This window comes from Echinimonas agarilytica (assembly GCF_023703465.1).
GTDB lineage: Bacteria > Pseudomonadota > Gammaproteobacteria > Enterobacterales > Neiellaceae > Echinimonas > Echinimonas agarilytica.
On record NZ_JAMQGP010000004.1, the window covers coordinates 284,467 to 306,369 of the forward strand.

Here is a 21,903-nt window from a genome sequence, read left to right on the forward strand (position 1 = left end):
AATAACTATGCTTTGCAAGCTTATATGGCCACTTTTACATATTGCTAACAATTAGAAAAGCCTTCTGTTGAAAAAAAGCTTTTTAAAAGTTAGTTATTCCATAATAAAAACAAGGATATTCCTTACATTTAAAGGAGGAAATCTAGGTCAAGTGACGGGTGATCCAATCGCATGCTTTTGCAAAAGCCGCATCATAGGCTGAAGCAAATGTAGGCCGTTTGAGTAAATGTACTTCTCCGCCATAACTGCTCTGCGCAATAAGTTTTGCATCTTCAACCGTGCCAAATAAATCTTGCGGATGAGCAATACCTAGCATCGGCACATTTATTTTTCTGAGACCCAACAACCCCTGACGCCTCAATGAGTAATTGGTCAGTGTTGCTGCCAATAAATGAGGACGAGCCGAGTCAACACCCAAACGTGATGCGATTTCATCAATCAACATTTGAGACACTCGGGTCTCCACTTTAGGTTCAACTAATGCATCATGCACAACCGCACCTATGGCAGCAACTGCGGCAACTTTATCTGGCATCATCACCGCCGTTCGAACCGCAGCGTGACCACCAATTCTTAGTCCCATCAGAGCTATCTTATCGGCTAATACATAAGGCGACTCACTCATATGCTCAACAACCGCTTCATAAAGCGCTGATGTTTCTTGTGATAGCGTCCAATGTGCTGAATAACCAATGCCAGGCATATCCACCGTGAGCAAGGCGACACCTTTCGGCTCTAGGAAGTCTTGAAACACTCGAAGATAGTCGGTTTGAAGCGCATCTCCGCCGCCAGCCATAATCACTAATGGCACTGGATCATCGGTTTTAGGCAAATGCAAATAGCACTGAACTTCGCGTCCCTGAAATGGCACGCGTTCAATTTTGAGCGGGTTGGGCAGTAGCAGTCCTGCCTGCTGATAAGCTTGATTTGCCAACAAGTGAGCATCATTAGCAAGCTTGTCACCCCGCAAATGGGGGTGTCCAGCCACCGTGTAGAGTAGGCAAGATTGCAAGAAATGGTGCTTTGCCAATTCCAGGTCGGCAACCTCAAGTGCTCGCTTACCGTCCATCATTCGAAGCGCTGCTTCTTGCGACCATTCGTAAATCCAGTTTCCAGGACGATAGCCCTTTACAGTATCGATAAGGTCGGCATGTGTGCGCTCATTATTGGACACCGCGATCCGTGCTTGAACTTCCTGAATCAGCAATGGAGAAAGGCCTTGCCATGACCATTTGAAGACTCTCATTTCACGGTACCAGCCCGGTTTTACCGAATGCTGGCCCGCTTCGCTATTGACCACTCCTGATGTCTCTAGCGCTTGCTTGCGCTGCATTGAATTAATAGTCGCGGGGCTATCTTCTTTCATATCGACCATTGGCATGCAGCGCCTCCTTAACCGGTTAGGCTTTATGTGATTTTTCGAGTGGGTCAATGTAGTTAAGCTGCATATCCCAAGGCAGCTCAATCCAAGTATCCTGCTCTACATCAGCGACGTATTCGTCCACCAATTCTCGGCCTTTTGGCTTCGCATACACAGTAATAAACTTAGCCTTGGGGTACATTTCTCGAATGGCTTTTGCTGTTTCGCCAGTGTCCACCAAATCGTCCACAACGAGCATACCTTCGCCGTCACCGTCTGCTTCATGCAGAACTTGTAATTGCTTTTGCTCGTAATGATCGGTGTAGCTTGAGATACACACAGTTTTAACCAACCTCAAGTTTAACTCGCGCGCCAAGATGCACGCTGGCACTAAGCCACCTCGGCTTACCGCAATAATTCCTTTCCATTGTGATGCTGGCAGCTGTCGCTGCGCCAACTCGCGTGTCGCGCGATGTAGTTCTTCCCAGGAAACAAAAAATTGCTTGTTGCTAGCAAATCCCATCTTGGGTTCCTCTTAAAATTTAGTGACCAAATATAATTAATTTAACGACGAATAATCCTGCCAATACCCAAACCGCAACCGAAACATCTTCTCGACGTCCGCTTAACAGTTTAATCGCGGCATAACTTACAAACCCCAACGCGATCCCATTCGCAATGGAGTATGTCAGTGGCATCATAATCGCTACAACCGCTGCTGGAGCCGCTTCTGTAATGTCGTCCCATGCAACTTTTGTCAGCCCAGAGAGCATCAATACAGCCACGTAAAATAACGCACCCGCGGTTGCATACGCAGGAACCATTCCTGCAAGGGGCGCAAAGAATAACGACAGTAAGAACAAAATGCCAACAACTACCGCAGTTAAGCCAGTACGCCCGCCTTCAGCAACACCCGCTCCGCTTTCAATATAACTCGTGGTGCTAGACGTTCCCAATACCGAACCTGCAACCGTGGCGGTTGAATCTGCCAACAAAGCTTTACTCAAGCGAGGCAATTTGCCATTGGCATCAAACAACTTTCCTCGCTGAGCCACGGCCATCAAGGTGCCTGCGGTGTCAAATAAATCAACAAACAAAAAGGCAAAGATCACGCTGATCATGGCCACGTCGAACGCGCCCATAATATCGAGCTGCAAGAAGGTAGGGCTTGGATCAGGAGGCATAGAGAAAATGCCGCCGTACGGCTGATAACCCAATAATACCGCCAGTAATGTGACCGCAAGAATAGCAATCATCACACCACCTTTTACGCGACGGTATTCCAGCGCAACAATGAGCACAAAGCCAAGCGCAGCAAGCAATACCGTTGGCGAGGTGATATCCCCTAGCGATACCAGTGTGGCATCATGAGATACCACAATACCGGCACTTTGCAGTGCAATAAACCCTAAAAATAAGCCAATACCAGCACCAATTCCTATTCGCAAAGGTTGCGGTATTGCTTCAATAATCCATTCGCGGACTTTAAACAGGCTCAGCAGTACAAAACAGATACCGGAGAGAAAGACAGCTCCAAGCGCAACTTGCCACTCATAACCCATGCCTAATACAACACCATAGGTGAAGAAGGCATTGAGCCCCATTCCCGGCGCTTGAGCAATGGGGTAGTTCGCGTACAACCCCATAATTAAACAGCCAATTGCGGCTGCTAAACAGGTTGCAACAAACACGGCTCCACTGTCCATTCCGGCAGCTGAGAGGATATTTGGGTTGACGAAAATGATATACGCCATCGTGAGATAAGTGGTGACCCCAGCAATGATCTCCGTGCGAACATTTGTTCCATGGGCACTCAATTTAAACAATTTTTCCAACATGTGATCGTTCCGTTACATTCTCATCTGGCGATTTAAAGTCGCATAGCTTACGCAAGTGGTGCGATTTTCCAACTTCTGTTGCCGGTTATATTGATTTGTATCAGTTCATTTTAGTTCGTTGCTAAAACATAGCGACCTAACAGCATTAACACTGCTGCAGCTGTTGGCTTGCCGTGTTGCCAATCTCCTCGCTCAACGCCACTACCTGCGATATCAATATGGGTGTAGCTCAAAGGTTGCTCACTTTGATAACCATGCTTGTTTAAGCCGCTGGCAATGGCCAAAAACGCCATGGGATATTGGTGACCGCGCGCCGTCACACTCGACGGTGCATTATTACTGCTCAATACATCATCGGCGGTTGTTCGCGGTTGCACAAAGTCATAATCTTCGCGACGCACTCGGCTGATCTCGGCCGGATCGGCCCACAAGTCGCCTGACAATTGTAGATACTGAGCAGAATGTTGCTCGCGCGCAGGGCCATTTTCTACTAAAGCGGTATACGGCCCCACAGCGCGGGCTGCATGGCCGGTCAACGTGGCGACTGAAAATAGTTCAGGACTTGCAGCTGCCTGTGCTTCTGTTTTTAGGTGTGTTAGCAAATCAGCTAATACCAATCGTCCTTCGGCGTCGGTGTTGCCAATTCTGACTCGAACGCCAGCGGCACTTTCGATAATTTCATCGGGAACAAAGGCATCTGCACCAATGCTATTACGAACGAGCCCCAGTTCAGCCACAACACGCAGACCCGGAGGCGCAATTGCTGCCACTGCTGCAACAAACCCAGCCACCGAAGCGGCTCCTCCTTTGTCGCGGCTCATTCCGGCCATGGCGCCCCCCACTTTTAGATCTGCGCCACCAGTATCGTAAGTCACACCTTTACCGGCAAGAAGTAATGTTTGCTGCACTGGACCTTCAGGAGCATATTCTAAACGCACCACGCAAGGATGATGACGCTCAACATTGAGGGATGCGCGAGCAACGCCCATGAGTAACGGATAACGCGCCTTTAACGAATCAACATCTCGATTCACGTTCACGCTTACAGCAAGCGGTTCAAGAGACTGCTGACAATACTCGGCAAATCTCAGTGGCGTCATACGCTCGGGCTCTGAACCCGCTAAATCCCTTGCAAGTCGCAACCCGTATTCAATTCCTCCCAAATGCTCAGGCGGCAATGCGCCTTGGCCCACTAGCCCAATATGCCGAATAGGTTCAAGCCGCTCTCCGAGCTTTTCTCGTGCTTCGAGTGGGTGCCAAATGGCTTGCTGCGTTCCTAGCCAAGTAATTGATGTCGCGAAACGAAAACGTTCATCGGCACCTTCGCTCACCACATAGAGCAAAGGTCGTCGCACGCCAACGCTCAACGCTAACTGGATGCATTCTTGTCCTGCATCATAAAAGCGACGAACATCATCATAATCTCGATGAATTGGACCTGTGTATACCAGTATGATGCGCTTACCAGGGGCAGTTGCACAGCGAATCAGAACCGGTAACTTCCCAACTCGATTGTCTATTTCAGCATGTTCAGCAATAACATCGGCATAAGGTGCAGGTGGGGATGAGCCTTGCCCTAACACAATGATTAAGCAATCATAATCTTCTTCATGATCAAGCGCTTCAGATAGATGCTGCGTGACAGATAGGCTTGCAATTGGCATTGTAATTCCTCTGTTAAGCAAAGCTGACACGCTTTACGATTGAGACATGCCGTCTCAAATTGAGTGTGTCGCGCGGCTTTCATACACTGGCGTATTAATTGTGATGACTATATCAACGATAGCAGGTTCAGGAGTCAACATTGGGCGAATTATCAACACTTAAACCACAACAATTGTGGAATTTCTTCGAGACGATCTGCAGTATCCCTCATCCCTCTAAGCACGAAGAGCAACTTGCAACTTGGATTTGCGACTGGGCCACACAGCATGATTTGTGTTGGCAACGTGACGAAGTCGGCAATGTCATCATCAAAAAACCAGCGGCATCTGGTTTCGAACACCTCAAAACCGTGGTGTTACAAGCGCATATTGATATGGTTCCGCAAAAAGAAGTCGATAGCGCCCATATCTTTGAAACGGATCCCATTGAGCCGATCATTGACGGTGAGTGGCTCACAGCCAACAAAACCACACTAGGTGCCGACAACGGTATTGGCATGGCATCGTGTTTGGCGGTGCTGGCGTCAACGGATATTCAACACGGCCCTCTTGAAGTCTTACTCACCATTGACGAAGAAGCCGGTATGACAGGTGCCTTTGGCTTACAGCCGGGTATGTTAGAAGGCTCAATCCTAATTAATACTGACTCCGAGCAAGAGGGTGAAGTCTATATGGGCTGCGCTGGCGGCGTAGACACCAATATATCTTTCCCTATCACCCGTTGTACTGCACGCACGCACAAAGGTTTAGAAATTAAAGTAGGAGGTTTACGCGGAGGCCACTCCGGGGTGAACATTCACTTAGGACGAGGCAATGCCAACAAGGTATTAACCCGCATTTTGTGTGCGCTCCAGGAACAAAACCTGATAGAACTGGAGAGTTTTAACGGGGGCTCACTGCGCAACGCTATTCCTAGAGATGCCAGTGCGTTTATCAAATGTGACGAAGTACTCATCGTCAAACGGATTGTGGCAGAGTTAGCGCAAACCATTAAATCTGAACTGCGTGCAACAGACCCAGATTTAACCATTACTGTAGAGCAGGCAGAAGTCACCAATGAAGTTCTGAGCTTTAGTAGCTTGCAAACATTTTTGCTGGCCATTCAAGCTACATTCAATGGCGTATTTGCCATGAGCCAAGAAATTGATGAAGTCACAGAAACATCTAGCAATTTAGGAGTAGTGGCGACAGAGCAAGATTCAATTTCTGTGCTGTGTCTTGTGCGTTCGCTACTCGACAGCGCTCGATTTAATTTACAACAAACCATTCAAGGTGTTTGGAAGCTAGCCGGTGCAGAAGTGGTGTTCAGCGGCGCTTACCCAGGATGGGCTCCAAACAATGACTCTGCAGTCATGGCGCTGGTTCGCACCACCTATGAAGAAGTTTTTCAGCGCAAGCCAGAGGTCATGGTAATTCACGCAGGCCTTGAGTGTGGTTTGTTCAAAACTGCCTACCCCAACTTAGATATGGTGTCGATTGGGCCGACTATTCGCTTTCCTCACTCGCCCGATGAAAAGGTACACATCGGTAGTGTTGATCTCTACTGGCAGCTACTGGTCAAAGTGCTCGAAGCTATTCCAGCAAAATAGTTCAGACGAACGGCCTTAGGGCCGTTTTTTATAGTCTTCGTGGCGCGTTGCTATGCTGCGTGTTTGATGCCATAGGCAGGGGTAAATCTAACTGCTGAGAAACCTCTGTTTGCAACCCCACCGACAAGCCAATGAGCCGAACACTTTTGCCTTTCGATCGCGACCAAGCTTCTGCTAATAATGGCTTAAAACATTCAAGTTCTGGAGCAGCCTGTTGGTGCTCTACCGTGGTTTGCCGAAAGTCGGAAAACTTGAGTTTCACACCACATTTAGCAATTCTAGCTCCTGCTCCAGCTCGCTCAATGCGACTCAGTAGTTCGTCAAACAAACCCGCCATGATTTGCTCGCAATCTTTTATCTGAGATACATCTTCGGGCAATGTGGTTTCCACTCCGATAGATTTGCGAGTACGGCTAGTGTTCACCTCACGATCATCTCGCCCAAAGCTTCGGTGGTGAAGCGATACGCCAAATTTACCAAATTGCTTGATGAGCGCATCCAGTTCCATTTTCTGAACATCCGCTGCCGTCTTTAAACCATATAAATGTAAACGCTCAAGCGTGGCTTTTCCCACACCGGGAATTTTCTCAAGAGCGAGGGTTTCAACAAATGGCGCAACATCATTTGGCGTAATCACATATTGGCCATTGGGTTTATTTAAGTCACTGGCAATTTTGGCCAGAAATTTATTCGGCGCAACACCTGCTGATGCGGTCAAATTGAGGGTCTGTTGAATGTCTGCGCGGATCTGCTGTGCAATCAAAGTCGCACTGCCGTGATGTAACGAACTGTCGGTTACGTCTAAATAGGCTTCGTCCAGCGACAGCGGTTCGATTAAGTCGGTATATTTGCGAAAAATCTCGTGGATTTGGGTCGACACATCTTTGTAAACCGACATGCGATGCTTCACCACTTTGAGCTGCGGACACAGACGTATCGCATGTGCAGTTGCCATAGCTGAGCGGACACCAAATCGCCGCGCTTCATAGTTGCAAGTGGCGATGACCCCACGGCGATCAGACGAACCGCCCACCGCAATCGGATGATTTTTAAGTTCAGGAAAATCCCGCATCTCCACGGCAGCAAAAAAGCAGTCCATATCAATGTGGATGATTTTACGTGAAGTCATTGTATTGAGCGTGCTAGCCATGACCACACTGTATACTTAAACAGTGTTAAATCCAACTACCTGAATCACTAATTTTCAATACTCAGCCGCGTATTTCCTGCAAATACAGAGGGGTTCTGGCACGGGTTAGTCTCAACAATTTAGTCAAATTGGCCATTCATCGTGTGCACGGTGAAATGTCCAGTCAGAATCACGAATACTCCGTCAGCGCAAGCAAGCTCAAATGTACCGATGGCATCAACTAACTTGCTTTCAGTCTGCTTGAAAGACTACTTATTTGATTGTTCTTCAGACGAGGTCATGGCGGCCATTTCGAGGCGCTTGGCGCGTCGCTTGGAATAGCGTTTGGCCACCAGCTGCAAATCTGCGCTTTTATCGCTCTCGTCCATAATCTCTAAACCTAACAAGGTTTCTACCAAGTCTTCTTGAGTGAGCACACCTACCATTTGTCCGTATTCATCAACAATCAGCAAAATGTGGCTACGTTTTTCAATAATTAAATCAAATGCATTGAACAACGGTGTGTTGTCGAGCACAGCAAATAGCTCTCGCTTAAAATCAGCAAGTTCTCGATGCCCATCTCCATTTGCATGCGCCAGTAACAAGTCGCTACGCATCACAAAGCCAGTCACACTCTCTTTGTCGTCGCTGTAAACTGGAATGCGCGAATATTGGGTTTTAGGCTGACCTTGTAAATACGCTTCAACCGTGAGGTGTTCATTCGCAGAGTAGACGACTACACGCGGTGTCATCACTTCACGGACTTTAGTGTCTTTAAAGCGCATCACACTTTGCAAAATACGCGCTTCGTGTTCTGCCAATTGGCCTTCTTGCTCGCTCACTTCAGCCATCACAACAAACTCGTTGCGAGTGAGCCCTTTGCGATCGATTTTTGTGCCCATCATACGGGTGATAAAATCAGCCATTTTAATGAAGGGATACATGGCGATAATCATGTAGTGCAAACAAAGTGAGGTAATACCAGCAAGCTGTCGCCAATATTGTGCGCCAAGAGTTTTAGGAATGATTTCAGAAAACACTAAGATGAGAAAGGTCAGCACGGCCGAGAACACACCGATGTATGCGTCGCCAAACACATGGGTTGCCTGAGCTCCAGCTCCCGCAGCTCCAATAGTATGAGCAATAGTGTTGAGGGTTAAAATGGCAGCAAGCGGGTTATTAATATTGTCTTTAAATTTGCGTAGCAGCGTTCCGCTGCGCTTTTCTTCTTTTTCTAACAGCGCAATATGTGGCGTGGTCACACTGAGTAATACCGCCTCAAAAATAGAACACAAAAAAGACACCGCAACGGCTAAAACAACAAATAGAATCAACAGACTCATTAGGTAAAATTTTCCTCAAGGCGACACTCACAGCAATGCGGTTCGCGAAATCATATGTCGTCAAAAAACGATCTTCACTGTACAAACGAATGGCGTTTGAGTCACGCACATGCATTTGTTTAAATACGATTAATGCTCATGCCTAGTTTATTCTGGCTAAATGGCTGTTCCAGTTGGGCTCTCTTCGCTAAACACCGAATTTACTCTCATTTAACCTGCCAAAATGCGGCTAGCATCTCATTCTAATATTGTGGCTCAATCTTAGAATTTAAACTCAACATGATAAAATATCTTAGCTTTTTAAGTGCTTGTGCACTGCTATCTGGCTGCTCGGTTCAACGAGACGTCAGTAGCAACCCTATCGTTCCCCAAACAGACTACTTTGTTTATCAAAACCCTATATCTCAAGGCATTGATCCTCAAGGCTTAAGAGACTGCCAGGTATTGCGAGATGGCGATTGGTGGTACATGACAGGGACTGCATATCCGCATTGGCAACGCCAAGAAACAACGGGCGATGAGACAACGTTTAACCCTGGAGTTCCACTTTACCGGTCCAAAAACCTGACAGAGTGGGAATTTGTAAACACCATTGTGCCACGTGGCGACAAAACAGATTGGTACTATCGTCGTTTTTGGGCTCCTGAAATACAAAACATAGGCGGCAAGTACTATGCGCTATTTAATGCACACAATCGAGACATAGGCATTAAAGGTCAGCACCCGGGCTATGCTGTCGCAGACAATATCACCGGGCCATATGAAGTCGTCACCAAAGAGGCACCATTAACCCATGGTAACGACCTGACGTTTTTTGAAGATAAAGACGGCAAGGTATGGGCATTTTGGAATCGAGGGCGGGAATTTGGCATTGGCTTTGCTCAAATTGATTTGGCGACAGGTAAATTTTTAACCGAACCTCAATCCGCCATTAGACCGGGCAAAGTTGATTGGGCCTACAATGCAGACGGCTCTATCGTGCAAGAACCGAATTACGATGGCTCTGCTCTCAAAAACAAAATAGAAAAGTTCTACAGTTGGGACTCCATTGGCATTGAAGGCGCTTATGTCATTGAAAATGAAGGGACCTACTATTTGTTCTATTCAAGTTGGACGCGCGGCTACGAGATTGGCTACGCCACAGCATCAAACATTACCGGGCCTTGGACCAAACATGACCAAAATCCTTTTTACGGAGCAATGAATCAAGAACTGGCAAAGAAACGCGGTTTTGAGTACACCGGAAACCCAGAAAATCCTTTTGACCAAGTGGGCCACAATGAGGTTTTCACCGGTCCGGACGGTCGCCTTTGGCTATCTGCCCACGGTATTATTCCGGGGAAGAACCCTACACTCGTGATCGACCCCATCTGGTTTGACGCGAACGGCAACTTAAAAAGTTCGGGGCCAACCTACACCGAACAACGTGTTCCGCTGAAGTAACGACGTGAAGCTGCAATAAACTCTGAGCATAAAAAAGCATCGTCGATCGAGGCGATGCTTTTTAGTTCAAAACAATCTTGGTCTATCCACTACAGGTTGGCGTTTTTTGCTTCCATCAGCATAAGGTAGCCACCGCCGTTATAGGTCGATGTGTAGCCTGCGTCAATTAAGGCCTGTTGAGCAACTCCACTGCGGCGTCCGCTGCGGCAATACAGTACTACCGGCGTATCGGGCCCCAGGTTATACTTTGCCATGCCTTCCACAATCAGTTGATAAGGTACATTGATTGCACCCGCAAGATGGCCATTATTAAATTCTTCTGGACTACGCACATCAATCAAGTACGCACCTTGCTTGACATGCTCAAGCGCCAACATGGGATCTTTTTCAGGTTGTGTTTGAGCCACAGATAGGCTTGGCAAAAACAGCCACAGCATGAGCGCGGCAGAAATGGCAATCAATACATGCACCAGAAATACTCCTTCAGGTTTAACTACGGGCACCTTATTAATGGCGATGCTACCACTGAAATTCAATATAACTGATGGATGATTGAGCCCAAATGGGAAGTCAATGAGTGAAAGACTCTGGCGCGTCACATTTTGGCCATGGTAATTGAACCCTCAAAAAGCCCTATGCAACAACAAAGAGCGCTTATTTCAAGGCGCTCTTTCAAAGGAGGAGCTGAGTAACAGGACCAACCTTGGCTAGGCTTTTGCCTCAAACAATAAGTCCCAAACGCCGTGTCCGAGTCGCTGGCCGCGCTTTTCAAACTTGGTCAGAGGGCGGTAGTCAGGCCGAGGCGCATATTGCGTATCAGGATGTTGATTCTGAAACTCCGGCGTTGCAGTCATCATTTCTAACATATGCTCTGCGTAGTTCTCCCAGTCTGTCGCCATGTGGAATACACCACCGGGTTTCAACACACGATGAACCAAAGCGATAAATGCAGGTTGAACAATACGACGCTTGTGATGACGCTTTTTATGCCACGGATCGGGGAAAAACAACTGTAGGCGATCAATTGAATTTTCAGGCAATGTGTTCATCAACACTTCAACCGCATCATGTTCCATGGTGCGAATATTGGTCAAGCCTGCATCTTCAACGTCTGCCAAGCAAGCACCTACACCGGGACGATGCACTTCAATCCCCAAATAGTCGGTGTTTTTCGCTTCAGTCGCCATGGTCACAAGAGAGGCGCCCATGCCAAAACCAATTTCAACAACCACGGGCGCTTTGCGTCCAAATACTTTTTCTAAATCAATCGATTGACCATCATAGTCAATGCCGAATTTTAGCCAACTTTGCTCAAGAGCGCGGGCCTGACGATTACTCAGTCGTCCTTCGCGGCGAACAAAACTCCGAATTCGGCGCATGTATTTGCCGTCTTCACTCAATTCATGTTCATTTACGTCTTTGCTTTGTGTCATTGGGGTCACCGATATCAAACTGCGCGCATTATCCCTTTCACGTCGGCTTGGTGCAAGCAAAGCCCGTGCGAGTCTTGGTTTGTTGCTTCCTTATGGTTACACTGCCGATCTAAAAAATTGATGAATTACCTCATGATTTCTACAGATATTGCACATATCCCAGCACCTGAATTTGCTCAACGCCTTTTGGAATGGGCAGCCGAACAAGGCCGACATGATCTGCCTTGGCAAATCGATGCGACTCCCTATTCAGTGCTCGTTTCTGAAATCATGTTGCAACAAACCCAAGTGGCCACTGTAATCCCTTACTATCAGCGTTGGCTAAAAAGCTTTCCTACAGTGGAAATATTAGCCAATGCTCATGAAGATCAAGTCATGGCGCACTGGCAAGGGCTTGGCTATTACTCCAGAGCTCGCAATCTGCACAAAGCCGCTAAATATGTCTTGGATAGCTGCAACGGACAGTTCCCAAATGATTTAAAGGGATTAGAAGCAATTCCGGGTGTGGGGCGCTATACAGCAGGAGCCGTGATGTCGTTTGCTTACGACAATTTCGGCCCGATAGTTGATGGCAATGTAAGGCGATTATTTTGCCGCTTATTCGGCATTGACGGCTTACCCACCTCTACCGCGGTGACTAAAACCTTGTGGGCACTAGCAGAACACTACACGCCCCAAACTCGAAACCGAAATTTTGCTCAAGGCTTGCTCGACATGGGAGCAACCCTTTGTACTCCCAAATCGCCGAAGTGCGAACGTTGTTGCTTTGCCGATGATTGCATTGCAAAAACGCAAGATAGAGTGACAGAGCTTCCCACACCAAAGCCTAAGAAAGTGATCCCAACAAAAAATGTTGAGTTTATTTGGCATGTGAAACACCACAAAATATTTCTACAAAAACGCCCCGACAGCGGTATTTGGGGGGGCTTGTGGTGCTTGCCGGAAAGTGACGAAAATCAAGTTGAAGAAAAAGCCAAATCAGTGGGCAAATTCAAGCACACCTTTAGTCACTACAAGCTTGATGCAACTGTGGTTCATCGACCAGTAAGTGATGAAACAGGGCAATGGTTTAGTCAGCAAGAACTCAGGGACATTGGCCTCCCTAAACCCATACAAAGCTTTATCGATAAACACTTTGAATAAGCAGCGCCTTGTTTTGCACAAAGCGCTTTGTTTGTGCCTTCAGCAACACATTTATTGTGATGCTGGCATTTTCATACAACTTGCGTAATAGCTTGTTGTGGCTGGCCAGTCGGCAAACACGCCCAATACACCCACATCTTGAGCCAACACATGCAGCAATTCGAATTGATCACCATCATTGTCGATGACATCAGCAATGCTCTGATAATACCAACCGCCACCATTGGCCAAGTGCCCCGAGCGCTCAAGCGTCCAAGTAATAATATCCAAACCTGCCGCTTTTGCGGCCACCGCATAATCAGACGGGGTTATATTGTTGTCATCATCAACTTTGACCAACATCCACAAAGGTGGCGCAATCACTTTTACCCCTTGGCTCACGAGCTCTGTCATGTTGGGTGACCATGTAGATGCATCGGAATGATCGAATGTGGAGTCGCTGTATCGGCCATCAAGGTATACACTTTGCTGACCAAAATCAGCTTCATTTGCAATCCAATACAAAACATCATTTAGATTAAATGACTGCGCCCACACTTGGTCAGCTTCGACCCCCGCATCTTTATATTCCTGAATCATTTTTTGCGCATAGTCATGCTGACTAAAGCCATCAAATGGCATCTCCACACTCGGAGATTTAAGCTCAGGTGTCATCTTCACATTCAGCTTTTTAAACAGCTCGATGCTCTCGGCATGCGTCATGAGAGTCGCCTTGGATGAGTACAAATCGGTACGCCAACTCGGTGTACCGTCCATGTACTCCGCGACGGTTGTACCATTCGGGTTGGCCGCATCCATCTTGCCTTTGAGCTGCTTAAATTCGGCCAAGGTGATATCAGATGTGCAGCATTGAACTTGAGCAGCCACACCGTTGGCAGGATCCGCTGGTACAAATGGTGTACTGCATTTGGCCGCTAACTCAGGAATAGCTAAAATGTTGGTGGTGGTATGGAGATCGCACTGAGAATGTCGACACACCAGTTCTTTGTCGGCTGTAAACGTCACATCACACTCAACAATTCCGGCACCTTGCGCCGCTGCAGCTTCGTACGATTCTCTCGTGTGTTCAGGAAATTGCATGGCCGCACCGCGATGACCAATTGAAAAGTCGGTTTTATAAAACGGGCCATCCGTGCACTGAGTCAATGCAGCTTTCAGCGCTCCGTCGTCCATATCATTCACCAAAAATATGGGGCGAACGCCAACCTGAGCGGTTTTCACAACAGCACGTCCAGACGCAGCACTCACAGGGAGTACTGAGCCGTCGGTATCATTATCGTCGCATGCGCCTAACAACAAAAATGCGCACACCATCATTACAAAGCGATAGAAAATAAACATGGTTCATTCCATTTTAGGGGGTTCTACACATCACTCAAATATTGTCGATGCTAAGCTACGTGCCACTGATGACATACGTCTTGCAACTGAGTGACAATCTTCCACCTTTTTTATGACAACTCTTGCGCTAGATTCATGCGCATGGCGCAGGGGCCGAGTAAAATGTAAAATACCACACAGACTTTTTAATCAGGACGATTCTGATGGCACGTACCGTTTTCTGCGAATATTTAAAGAAAGAGGCTGATGGCCTAGATTTTCAACTTTATCCAGGTGAAGTTGGCACACGAATTTTTAATCACATCAGCAAAGAAGCATGGGCTGAATGGCAAAAGAAACAAACCATGATGATTAACGAGCATAAGCTCAACATGATGGACCCAGAGCATCGTAAATTGCTTGAAACGTCAATGGTTGGATTTTTATTTGAAGGCAAAGACGTTGAAATTGAAGGCTATCAACCGCCTGAAAAATAATGCTAATAGCCCACTTTGGGCTCTCATTAAATTCCTTAGTTGCGTTGCTTCGAATGCACGCTTTGATTGGGTCACCTCATGTCAATTGAACAAACTTTAATTGCCCGCAGCGGCGGTCAATGCGAACTTTCTGCTGTGACAGAAAACTTAGCCGTATACGAAGTTCCTCCAGTAGAACCTTCTTCCGATCATGCCATTTTGGTGAATGAAGCTTTATTGGCCCAAATCAACAGCACTGAAAGTTTAGATCCCAATGCGTGGCGAGGCTTGAACGACAGTGTGTGGTCGCAAGTGCCTGCTGTACAAGTGATGGCGTGGCGTATCCTCACGCGTTTATCGCGCCAAGGCGAAGGCTGGGCAACGGACTTGCTCGACATGCTCTATCTAGAAGATGATGTCAAAGCTTGGGCAGAGTCTGGGCTAGAGGATTCCGATGAAGATGACTCCGTTATTCACAAAGACAGCAATGGCTCGCGTTTGGCAGCTGGCGACAATGTAGTGCTCATTAAAGATCTTGATGTTAAAGGTACTAGTTTTGTGGGCAAGCGAGGTACGGCTGTTCGTGGAATTAGTTTGACGGATAACCCAGAACACATTGAAGGCCGAGTGAATGGTGTTCGCATTGTGATTCTAACCAAGTTCGTCAAAAAGATGTAATGTGAGACCGTCTCACATGAAGGCTTCTTCGGGAGCCTTTTTATTAAACAGAATCGTTAATTTCATCCTGAGAATTACCCAATTTATCCATAAACATGTCTCACTCTTCACATTGAAAACACTCTAAAACTGAAAATGTTGTACTTTTTTTGCACAGACACAAAACTTTCACAATACCACTCAAAAAATTATAACCAACTGAATTTAATAATTTAAATATCACTTAAGCCCACCTTCGTGCTGCATTCTCGAAGTCTATTCAACAAATAAAAAGGTGACATTCGTCACATTATGTTGACTTTTGTGACGAATGTCTCATAATTGCTCCCGTACTTCAGGCAAACAGCCTGTAATCAAATTTAAGACTACCGCATTCGGAGATACATGATGAAAACAGCACTTACTACAATCGCAATCGCAGCCGCAACTCTTCTCAGCTCAACAGCATCTGCTGAAGTTTCTAACCGCTATAAATTTGTTGCAAAAGACACTGCTCCTGAAACAAACATCTGCCTGATTGCTGCTCAAGAAGGTTATTCTGCTGCACGCTCAGCTGCGAAAGAACAAGGCATCCACCCAATTCGCTTAAACAGCGAAGTTATCTGCAACGGTGTTAAAGTATCGACTTTCGCTCGTCGTTACAGCTCAGAAAAATACGCGACTTCTAAAGTTTCTTCTAACGTTGTTGGCAACTTCTTATAAGCCCTAGTCCTTAGGCAAGAATGCGGAATATAGGAGTAGCGCAACACTGCGCTACTCCGTTCCCATTAAACTCTTCCGCTCCATCTCTGAGCATTTGATTCAACAATCCCTGTGTTGAATACAATCATTCCCAAAATATTTGAAATACAATCTTCTCAATGCCTTTCTAATTCAGATGTATACGATACATTTAACGAATTAAGCGAACACCATGAGTATTTCAATGCTGAACATGAACTTTGAGCAACGCGTCGTTGTCCATTCAAATGCCTTAGAATGGCAGCCCAGTCCTGCTGCTGGAGTAGAGCGTAAGCCCCTTGCCCGTGAAAACAAAGAGCAAGGTCATGCAACCAGCATTGTTCGCTATGCCGCAGGTTCTCGATTCAAGGCGCATCCGCACCCAGGAGGCGAAGAAATTTTTGTACTTGAAGGCATATTCTCTGATGAATCTGGCGATTATGGGCCAGGAACTTATATCCGTAATCCTCCGGGTACTCAACACGCACCTTATAGCTCTGAAGGTTGCGTTATTTTTGTAAAGCTCCACCAGTTTAACCCAAGCGATAGCAAGGTCGTTCGGATTGCTACCGAGCAAACACCTTGGCTACCTGGACAAGGGGGATTACAAGTGATGCCGTTGCACAGCTTTGAGCATGAAAACGTAGCTCTGGTGAAATGGCCCGCGCATGAGAAGTTTAAGCCACATCGCCATTTTGGCGGGGAAGAGGTTTTAGTGCTATCGGGTGAGTTTAAAGATGATTTGGGCAGCTACCCAGCAGGAAGTTGGATTCGCAGCCCTCATATGAGTCGTCATCATCCATTTGTTGAACAGCAAACTGTAATTTGGGTTAAAACCGGTCACTTGCCTGTGGGTGACTAAAATAGGTAGCACTCTCGTAGAAGCTATTATCTAAGCTCGCCGAGCACTCCGATAATCGACACCACTAGTTGGGTAGCAAAAGGCAATCAATGTTTCCATATCACTTCACTGGACACGACGGCACTGAATGCCTACTCCGCCCTTTAGATGACGATGATGGCGATGCTCTTGCTGATTTTTTCGATTCGTTAGGCGATTCAACGCGCCAATTGTTTGGGCCTCACCCGCTCACCGCAGCACATAGCAAATTGGTGTGTGAAACCATCGATACCGATAGTGCCGACCGCTTTGTGCTCATTCGAGCTCAGAGCATCATCGGCTATTTTATTTTGGAATACGCGCCCGCCCCTCACGAAGGTCACCGATATCAGGCGCTGGGCATAAAGCTTGACCCAACAGTCGATCCACTGTTGGCTCCCTGTATTTCAGACCCATTCCAAAGTCTAGGATATGCCAGCTTGGTGATGGATTATTTCATCCAATACGGCCGAGCCATTAAATTGAGAAGTTTTGTGCTGATGGGCGGTACGCAGGCTGGCAATGCTCTGGCTCGACACTTTTATCAGAAGCATGGATTTGAGGCATTCACAATATTTCAAACCGATGTAGAGAATATTGATATGCGGCTGCTCTTGTGATCACATTTGAAAAAGTGGCGTAGCCATCACGACCTCGCCACTTTTTCGAACAGCAGGGTGACTAATCGGCTTGCTGCCATACCCGAACGTATTCAATTTCAAAGTCGACAATACCGTCGTCTTTTTCCCCTTCAGAGCTATTTAATTCCAAATCTTCTTTGCTATCTGGGATGCCGTGCCAAGGAAACGTTTCCTGATCGAGCCAGATACTAATAGGGCGATTGGCCACCCAAGCATCATAATCGTCATTCACTTCGCGGTTTTCCAATGCCCACTTTCTAACGTCTTCCACACTCACATCAGAAATAAGCTTGCCGTCTACATAGTATTTAACGCCGCCTTCGTGCCATTCAAAACCATATACATGAAAGTCATCGGCCACGCGAAAGCCTAAATCTTTGTGCTCGGTGTACACTGGTTTACCCGGCTTACCCGTATCTTTACTCCAATCACGAATAGACCACCATAACTCTCGATCAAGATCTGCTTTTTTAGGATCGCGGTGATCGCCAAATTGTTCAAAAAAGTCTATTTCAAGCTTATTGCCTATGGCCCAGAAAGCACTGGTGATCTCTGCATCGGCTGCTTTACTCTTGATTTCTACATAGCCGTACTTAAATTCCTGTCGGCCGATAATACAGGCTGTTGTGATGTTCTCATACGGCAAAGGATCACCGAATACCGGCACTTTAATCTCATCGCTAAACGGAAAATCCGGCTCCCAACGAGTTTCAAGAATCAATTTCCCGTCTTCTAAACGATAATTTCGACCCGAGAACTGAGATGGCGCACGTCCCTTCCACACTTTCTTATTGGGCTTATCGGGATGTTTATACACAGGAACCCCATCTTCAAACTTACCCACAATATACCAACGATTCTCATCAAGCGTATCGGTTTCAAATTCGTCACTTACTTCAGTGTTTAGAACCCATTCTCCCTCATTTTTTGGATCGGAATAAGGCAATGGCCCTGCGGCATGAGCCACCGAGATCCCCGTGGTGAAAAAACCAAACACCAACATTGCTGTGGCTGTTTTTCTATTCATAAATCTCGACATCGATGAACCCTATTGAATGACTAGCAGGTTTGAAACATTGTTTTATCAAACAACACATCAAACATATGATGATTGCATACATACTAATAACATTTCTAAAGTCTATCAATCGTTCCGCCTGTCTATTTGATCCAACACACATTTCTGACGAACCAAGCGCGCTGAATGAAGCGTGTACAAACGCTAAGCACACACAAAAAAGCGGTGGCAAATACATTCATATTTGCCACCGCTTTTGCCGATTTATATTCTTCGTTAAGTCGTTTTAGAAATGGTATTTCACCATCAAGCTTGTCACGCTTTGATCGGTTTTGAAGCTACTGCTGTCTTTAATACCGTATTTATTCTTCCAATAATCATACTCAACACCCACGAACAACGAGCGCTCACGTAAGCCTAGTTGAACCCCTAAGTCGTATTTGATTTGAGGGTTAAAGTGCAAGTTCTTCTCGTAATCGCCGTCGCTATTGACCACCCAATCCATGAAACCATCAAAAATAATGGCTGAATTACCCACTGGGAATGTCATTTTCCATACGGGTGTAATTTGGAATGTATCGCCGTCTCGGCCATCAGGAAAACGCTGGTACATATTCAGCTGGAAAAAATCAAAACCGGGAATCTCAAGATCAAAACCTGGACCAATCAAAAAGGAATCCACATCCCCTTCACCAAACTCATAAGTGGTTGCCACCAGCACATCTTTAACAAAGCCGACCGACACATCTTTGTTAAGAGTTTTACTGAAACTAAAACGCGGGCTAAATTCACCATAATAAGTGCTTTTGCCATTCAAGAAATCTGATTGACCGTTGTAATTGATGTAATCAACGAAAACGAATAAATCGCCTACACTCCAACCGCTGGCGTGCTCGAATGTAACCGTTTGTTGAATTTCGGGGTTCACTTCAAAATTATTCCCCCACAGGTAACTCAGACTATTGTCTTGCCACTGTACCAACCCATTGGCTTGTGTGAACGGCGCAACCAGTACCAGGGCAGCCAATAAAAAGCGTTTCATAATGTGTCCTATTCATCTATCAAAGTGTGATTGCTGCTCTTATCATTGAGAGTCAACCAACAACATTGTTCTATATTGTTGAAATAATGATCTGATACATTTCAGAGCGGGCGAAGTATGGCACTACAGCAACCTCTTTCAATTGATTTAACCCAAGAATTAAAGTCAATATCTGACCAATTTGAAAAATTTCTTAGGTTTGCTGCTCACCGTTTATTAACAATGCAACCTAGAGCACACATTTTGTGCAAATTGCGGATTGTCAGGTAGGCCCTCATCACTAAACCCATAGGAACATCAGAAATACTGGACTGAACTACAAATCATTGAGATAACTGCTGACATCTCCTCGTATGGCGAGCACCATCGAGGGAGCGGGGAAACCATCAATAAGAGACCATTTCATGACCACACAAAACGTTAGACTGCTGGCGGGTCCAAAAGCCTATAGCCATATCATTAGAAATGGGCTCCAACCAAACGATATCTCAACATTACTTGGCGCCTCTGGAGGGCCTAAATGGTTTATTTTATCGCATTTAGACCAATACCTTTCGGGCGAATTCTTTGCCAACCGTAACACCCCATTGAACTTACTTGGTACATCAGCAGGCGGTTGGCGCTTTGCCTGTTATTGTCAAAAAGAGCCCGTTGCAGCAACCCAAAGATTTATAGAGCACTACGCCTCTACGGTGTATTCCAGCCATGCAAAAGCACCAGAAATCACTGAAAAGGCATTTGCTATGGTCGATGATTTATTAGGCCTTAGTGGTATCGAAGAGATATTGCAGCACCCTACATTTAGATTGCATGTTGTCGTGGCAAGAGCTAAACACTTTGCCGCCATGCAAAGTAATACAGCTCAATGGGTTGGATTAGCCATAGGCGCGGCGGCCAACACAATCAGCCGCAAACTGCTGCCCAGTACATTCGAGCGAATATTGTTTCACAATGCATCAGACTCAAGCCCTTTTTTGCGGCTCAATGACTATCCAACTCGCAACTACAAATTAACCGAACATAACTTAAGGCAAGTACTGCTAGCCACGGGCGCAATTCCCATGGTCATCGACCCTCAACGTGATATCAGCGGCCCCGGAAAAGGCTGTTACAGTGATGGCGGAATCGTGGATTATCACTTCGACATTCCCAATCAATCAACGGGCATCGTGCTCTACCCTCACTTTTACAAAGACATCACTCCGGGGTGGTTCGACAAAGGGCTTTGGTGGCGAAAAGCAAAACCAGAGCATTACAACAATGTTGTGATAGCCGCGCCAAGTCCTCAGTTAGTCAACACACTGCCGTATGGTAAAATCTCGGACCGAAATGACTTTAAGCGACTCTCTGTCAAACAACGCTTAGATTATTGGAAGGTCGTTATTTCAGAAGGCGAGCGAATGGCAGAATTTTTTGCGGAGCGCCATCACCGCCAAGACTGGCCGGAGTTTGTTGAACTAATGCCTGCGCCAACTCGGGCGTAGCGCTAATACGAGCGTCGAACATGCCAATGACGGCATTCAAAAAATCAGTGTCCGTCATAATTTATTCATCTTGGCGCAATAAAGCCCCGACACTATGGCTGTCATCGTCAGCCGTCTTGTCGATACCAAACCATGCACTCAACAACATTGGCCCAACAACTTGAGGAGTTTGCAATGAGCACTCATCCATTTGATCCTTTAGCATTACCTGAATTTGGAACTTTACTGCTAACCCCTTGCCCGGGCACCAAAGATGTTGATTTACCCTCATCTATCGAACAACTGAAGCAAGCTGGAGCGGTGGCAGTTGTCACCATGATGCCTGAGCAAGAAATGGAACATTTTGGCGTGACTCAGTTGCCTGAAATATGCCACCAGCAAGGGCTACGTTGGTTCAACTTCCCAATTGAAGATGATTGCGCGCCAGAAGCTGCATTTGAAGAGCAATGGGCGGAGAAAAAAGACGATGTGCTTGAAATTTTAAGTCACGACGGCACAGTGGTCCTGCACTGCAAAGGCGGTACCGGACGGACAGGGCTCATGGCCGCTATCATTCAAAAGACACTGGGCGTGCCCTTGCAAAAAGCAACTGAGGCGGTGAAGTCTATTCGCCCTAAATCTTTGACAATTCCAGCTCACACCCAATATTTGCAAAGCCTGTAAACGACAAAAAGGGGCTTCGAATAAAGCCCCCTCTTTCAT

The 21,903-nt window shown here is 46.5% G+C and carries 21 protein-coding genes; 10 read left to right on the top strand and 11 right to left on the bottom strand.

The window, feature by feature from the left end:
* Window positions 1–142: 142 nt before the first annotated feature.
* From NAF29_RS11315 to NAF29_RS11330, 4 genes are all read right to left on the bottom strand, one after another.
* On the bottom strand, window positions 143–1,381 hold the full coding sequence (locus NAF29_RS11315) for an alpha/beta hydrolase (RefSeq protein ID WP_251261676.1): 1,239 nt from the start codon (window positions 1,379–1,381) through the stop codon (window positions 143–145).
* Window positions 1,382–1,400: 19 nt separating this feature from the next.
* Window positions 1,401–1,883 (bottom strand): xanthine phosphoribosyltransferase, encoded by a 483-nt coding sequence (gene gpt / locus NAF29_RS11320; protein ID WP_251261677.1) that lies wholly within the window; start codon window positions 1,881–1,883, stop codon window positions 1,401–1,403.
* A 19-nt stretch (window positions 1,884–1,902) separates the two neighbouring features.
* Complete coding sequence (locus NAF29_RS11325; RefSeq protein ID WP_251261678.1) at window positions 1,903–3,198, bottom strand: NCS2 family permease; 1,296 nt, start codon at window positions 3,196–3,198, stop codon at window positions 1,903–1,905.
* Between the two features lie 110 nt (window positions 3,199–3,308).
* Window positions 3,309–4,862, bottom strand: coding sequence for a M17 family metallopeptidase (locus NAF29_RS11330; RefSeq protein ID WP_251261679.1), 1,554 nt, complete (start codon window positions 4,860–4,862; stop codon window positions 3,309–3,311).
* A gap of 140 nt (window positions 4,863–5,002) precedes the next feature.
* Here NAF29_RS11330 and NAF29_RS11335 point away from each other — a divergent pair, with 140 nt between their 5' ends.
* Window positions 5,003–6,451, top strand: coding sequence for an aminoacyl-histidine dipeptidase (locus tag NAF29_RS11335; RefSeq protein ID WP_251261680.1), 1,449 nt, complete (start codon window positions 5,003–5,005; stop codon window positions 6,449–6,451).
* Window positions 6,452–6,479: 28 nt separating this feature from the next.
* Here NAF29_RS11335 and dinB read toward each other — a convergent pair whose 3' ends face one another.
* A complete protein-coding gene (gene dinB, locus NAF29_RS11340; RefSeq protein ID WP_251261681.1) occupies window positions 6,480–7,601 on the bottom strand; it encodes a DNA polymerase IV in 1,122 nt (373 codons plus the stop codon).
* Window positions 7,602–7,849: 248 nt separating this feature from the next.
* Complete coding sequence (locus NAF29_RS11345) at window positions 7,850–8,923, bottom strand: CNNM domain-containing protein (RefSeq protein WP_251261682.1); 1,074 nt, start codon at window positions 8,921–8,923, stop codon at window positions 7,850–7,852.
* A 279-nt stretch (window positions 8,924–9,202) separates the two neighbouring features.
* Between NAF29_RS11345 and NAF29_RS11350 the strand changes: the two genes are divergently transcribed.
* A complete protein-coding gene (locus NAF29_RS11350) occupies window positions 9,203–10,366 on the top strand; it encodes a glycoside hydrolase family 43 protein (RefSeq protein ID WP_251261683.1) in 1,164 nt (387 codons plus the stop codon).
* Window positions 10,367–10,455: 89 nt separating this feature from the next.
* On the opposite strand, the gene NAF29_RS18425 is transcribed toward NAF29_RS11350, so the two are convergent.
* Window positions 10,456–10,965, bottom strand: a complete 510-nt coding sequence (locus tag NAF29_RS18425) for a rhodanese-like domain-containing protein (RefSeq protein WP_251261684.1) — start codon at window positions 10,963–10,965, stop codon at window positions 10,456–10,458.
* 108 nt (window positions 10,966–11,073) lie between these two features.
* Window positions 11,074–11,799 carry a tRNA (guanosine(46)-N7)-methyltransferase TrmB gene (gene trmB, locus NAF29_RS11360; RefSeq protein WP_251261685.1) on the bottom strand — a complete coding sequence of 242 codons (726 nt, stop codon included), beginning with the start codon at window positions 11,797–11,799 and terminating at the stop codon, window positions 11,074–11,076.
* A 132-nt stretch (window positions 11,800–11,931) separates the two neighbouring features.
* On the opposite strand from trmB, the gene mutY reads away from it, so the two are divergent.
* Complete coding sequence (gene mutY, locus NAF29_RS11365) at window positions 11,932–12,942, top strand: A/G-specific adenine glycosylase (RefSeq protein ID WP_251261686.1); 1,011 nt, start codon at window positions 11,932–11,934, stop codon at window positions 12,940–12,942.
* A gap of 51 nt (window positions 12,943–12,993) precedes the next feature.
* Here the strand turns inward: mutY and NAF29_RS11370 are convergent, their stop codons facing one another.
* A complete protein-coding gene (locus NAF29_RS11370; RefSeq protein ID WP_285817724.1) occupies window positions 12,994–14,283 on the bottom strand; it encodes a glycerophosphodiester phosphodiesterase family protein in 1,290 nt (429 codons plus the stop codon).
* A 203-nt stretch (window positions 14,284–14,486) separates the two neighbouring features.
* Here NAF29_RS11370 and NAF29_RS11375 point away from each other — a divergent pair, with 203 nt between their 5' ends.
* The 5 genes from NAF29_RS11375 (at window position 14,487) to NAF29_RS11395 (ending at window position 17,636) form a co-directional block, all read left to right on the top strand.
* Window positions 14,487–14,759 carry an oxidative damage protection protein gene (locus tag NAF29_RS11375; RefSeq protein ID WP_251261687.1) on the top strand — a complete coding sequence of 91 codons (273 nt, stop codon included), beginning with the start codon at window positions 14,487–14,489 and terminating at the stop codon, window positions 14,757–14,759.
* Window positions 14,760–14,837: 78 nt separating this feature from the next.
* Window positions 14,838–15,416 carry a PhnA domain-containing protein gene (locus NAF29_RS11380; RefSeq protein WP_251261688.1) on the top strand — a complete coding sequence of 193 codons (579 nt, stop codon included), beginning with the start codon at window positions 14,838–14,840 and terminating at the stop codon, window positions 15,414–15,416.
* Between the two features lie 384 nt (window positions 15,417–15,800).
* Complete coding sequence (locus NAF29_RS11385) at window positions 15,801–16,118, top strand: hypothetical protein (protein ID WP_251261689.1); 318 nt, start codon at window positions 15,801–15,803, stop codon at window positions 16,116–16,118.
* Between the two features lie 223 nt (window positions 16,119–16,341).
* Window positions 16,342–16,998: a cupin domain-containing protein gene (locus NAF29_RS11390; protein ID WP_251261749.1), complete on the top strand. Its 657-nt coding sequence runs from the start codon at window positions 16,342–16,344 to the stop codon at window positions 16,996–16,998.
* Window positions 16,999–17,087: 89 nt separating this feature from the next.
* The gene (locus NAF29_RS11395; protein ID WP_251261690.1) at window positions 17,088–17,636 is read left to right on the top strand and encodes a GNAT family N-acetyltransferase; all 549 of its coding nucleotides are present in this window, start codon (window positions 17,088–17,090) and stop codon (window positions 17,634–17,636) included.
* A gap of 61 nt (window positions 17,637–17,697) precedes the next feature.
* Here NAF29_RS11395 and NAF29_RS11400 read toward each other — a convergent pair whose 3' ends face one another.
* Window positions 17,698–18,684: a family 16 glycosylhydrolase gene (locus NAF29_RS11400; RefSeq protein WP_251261691.1), complete on the bottom strand. Its 987-nt coding sequence runs from the start codon at window positions 18,682–18,684 to the stop codon at window positions 17,698–17,700.
* A gap of 277 nt (window positions 18,685–18,961) precedes the next feature.
* Window positions 18,962–19,717 carry an outer membrane protein OmpK gene (locus NAF29_RS11405; protein ID WP_251261692.1) on the bottom strand — a complete coding sequence of 252 codons (756 nt, stop codon included), beginning with the start codon at window positions 19,715–19,717 and terminating at the stop codon, window positions 18,962–18,964.
* Between the two features lie 404 nt (window positions 19,718–20,121).
* On the opposite strand from NAF29_RS11405, the gene NAF29_RS11410 reads away from it, so the two are divergent.
* Both NAF29_RS11410 and NAF29_RS11415 read left to right on the top strand, forming a co-directional pair.
* Complete coding sequence (locus NAF29_RS11410) at window positions 20,122–21,201, top strand: hypothetical protein (RefSeq protein ID WP_251261693.1); 1,080 nt, start codon at window positions 20,122–20,124, stop codon at window positions 21,199–21,201.
* 174 nt (window positions 21,202–21,375) lie between these two features.
* On the top strand, window positions 21,376–21,864 hold the full coding sequence (locus tag NAF29_RS11415; RefSeq protein WP_251261694.1) for a phosphatase domain-containing putative toxin: 489 nt from the start codon (window positions 21,376–21,378) through the stop codon (window positions 21,862–21,864).
* The last annotated feature ends 39 nt before the right edge of the window (window positions 21,865–21,903 follow it).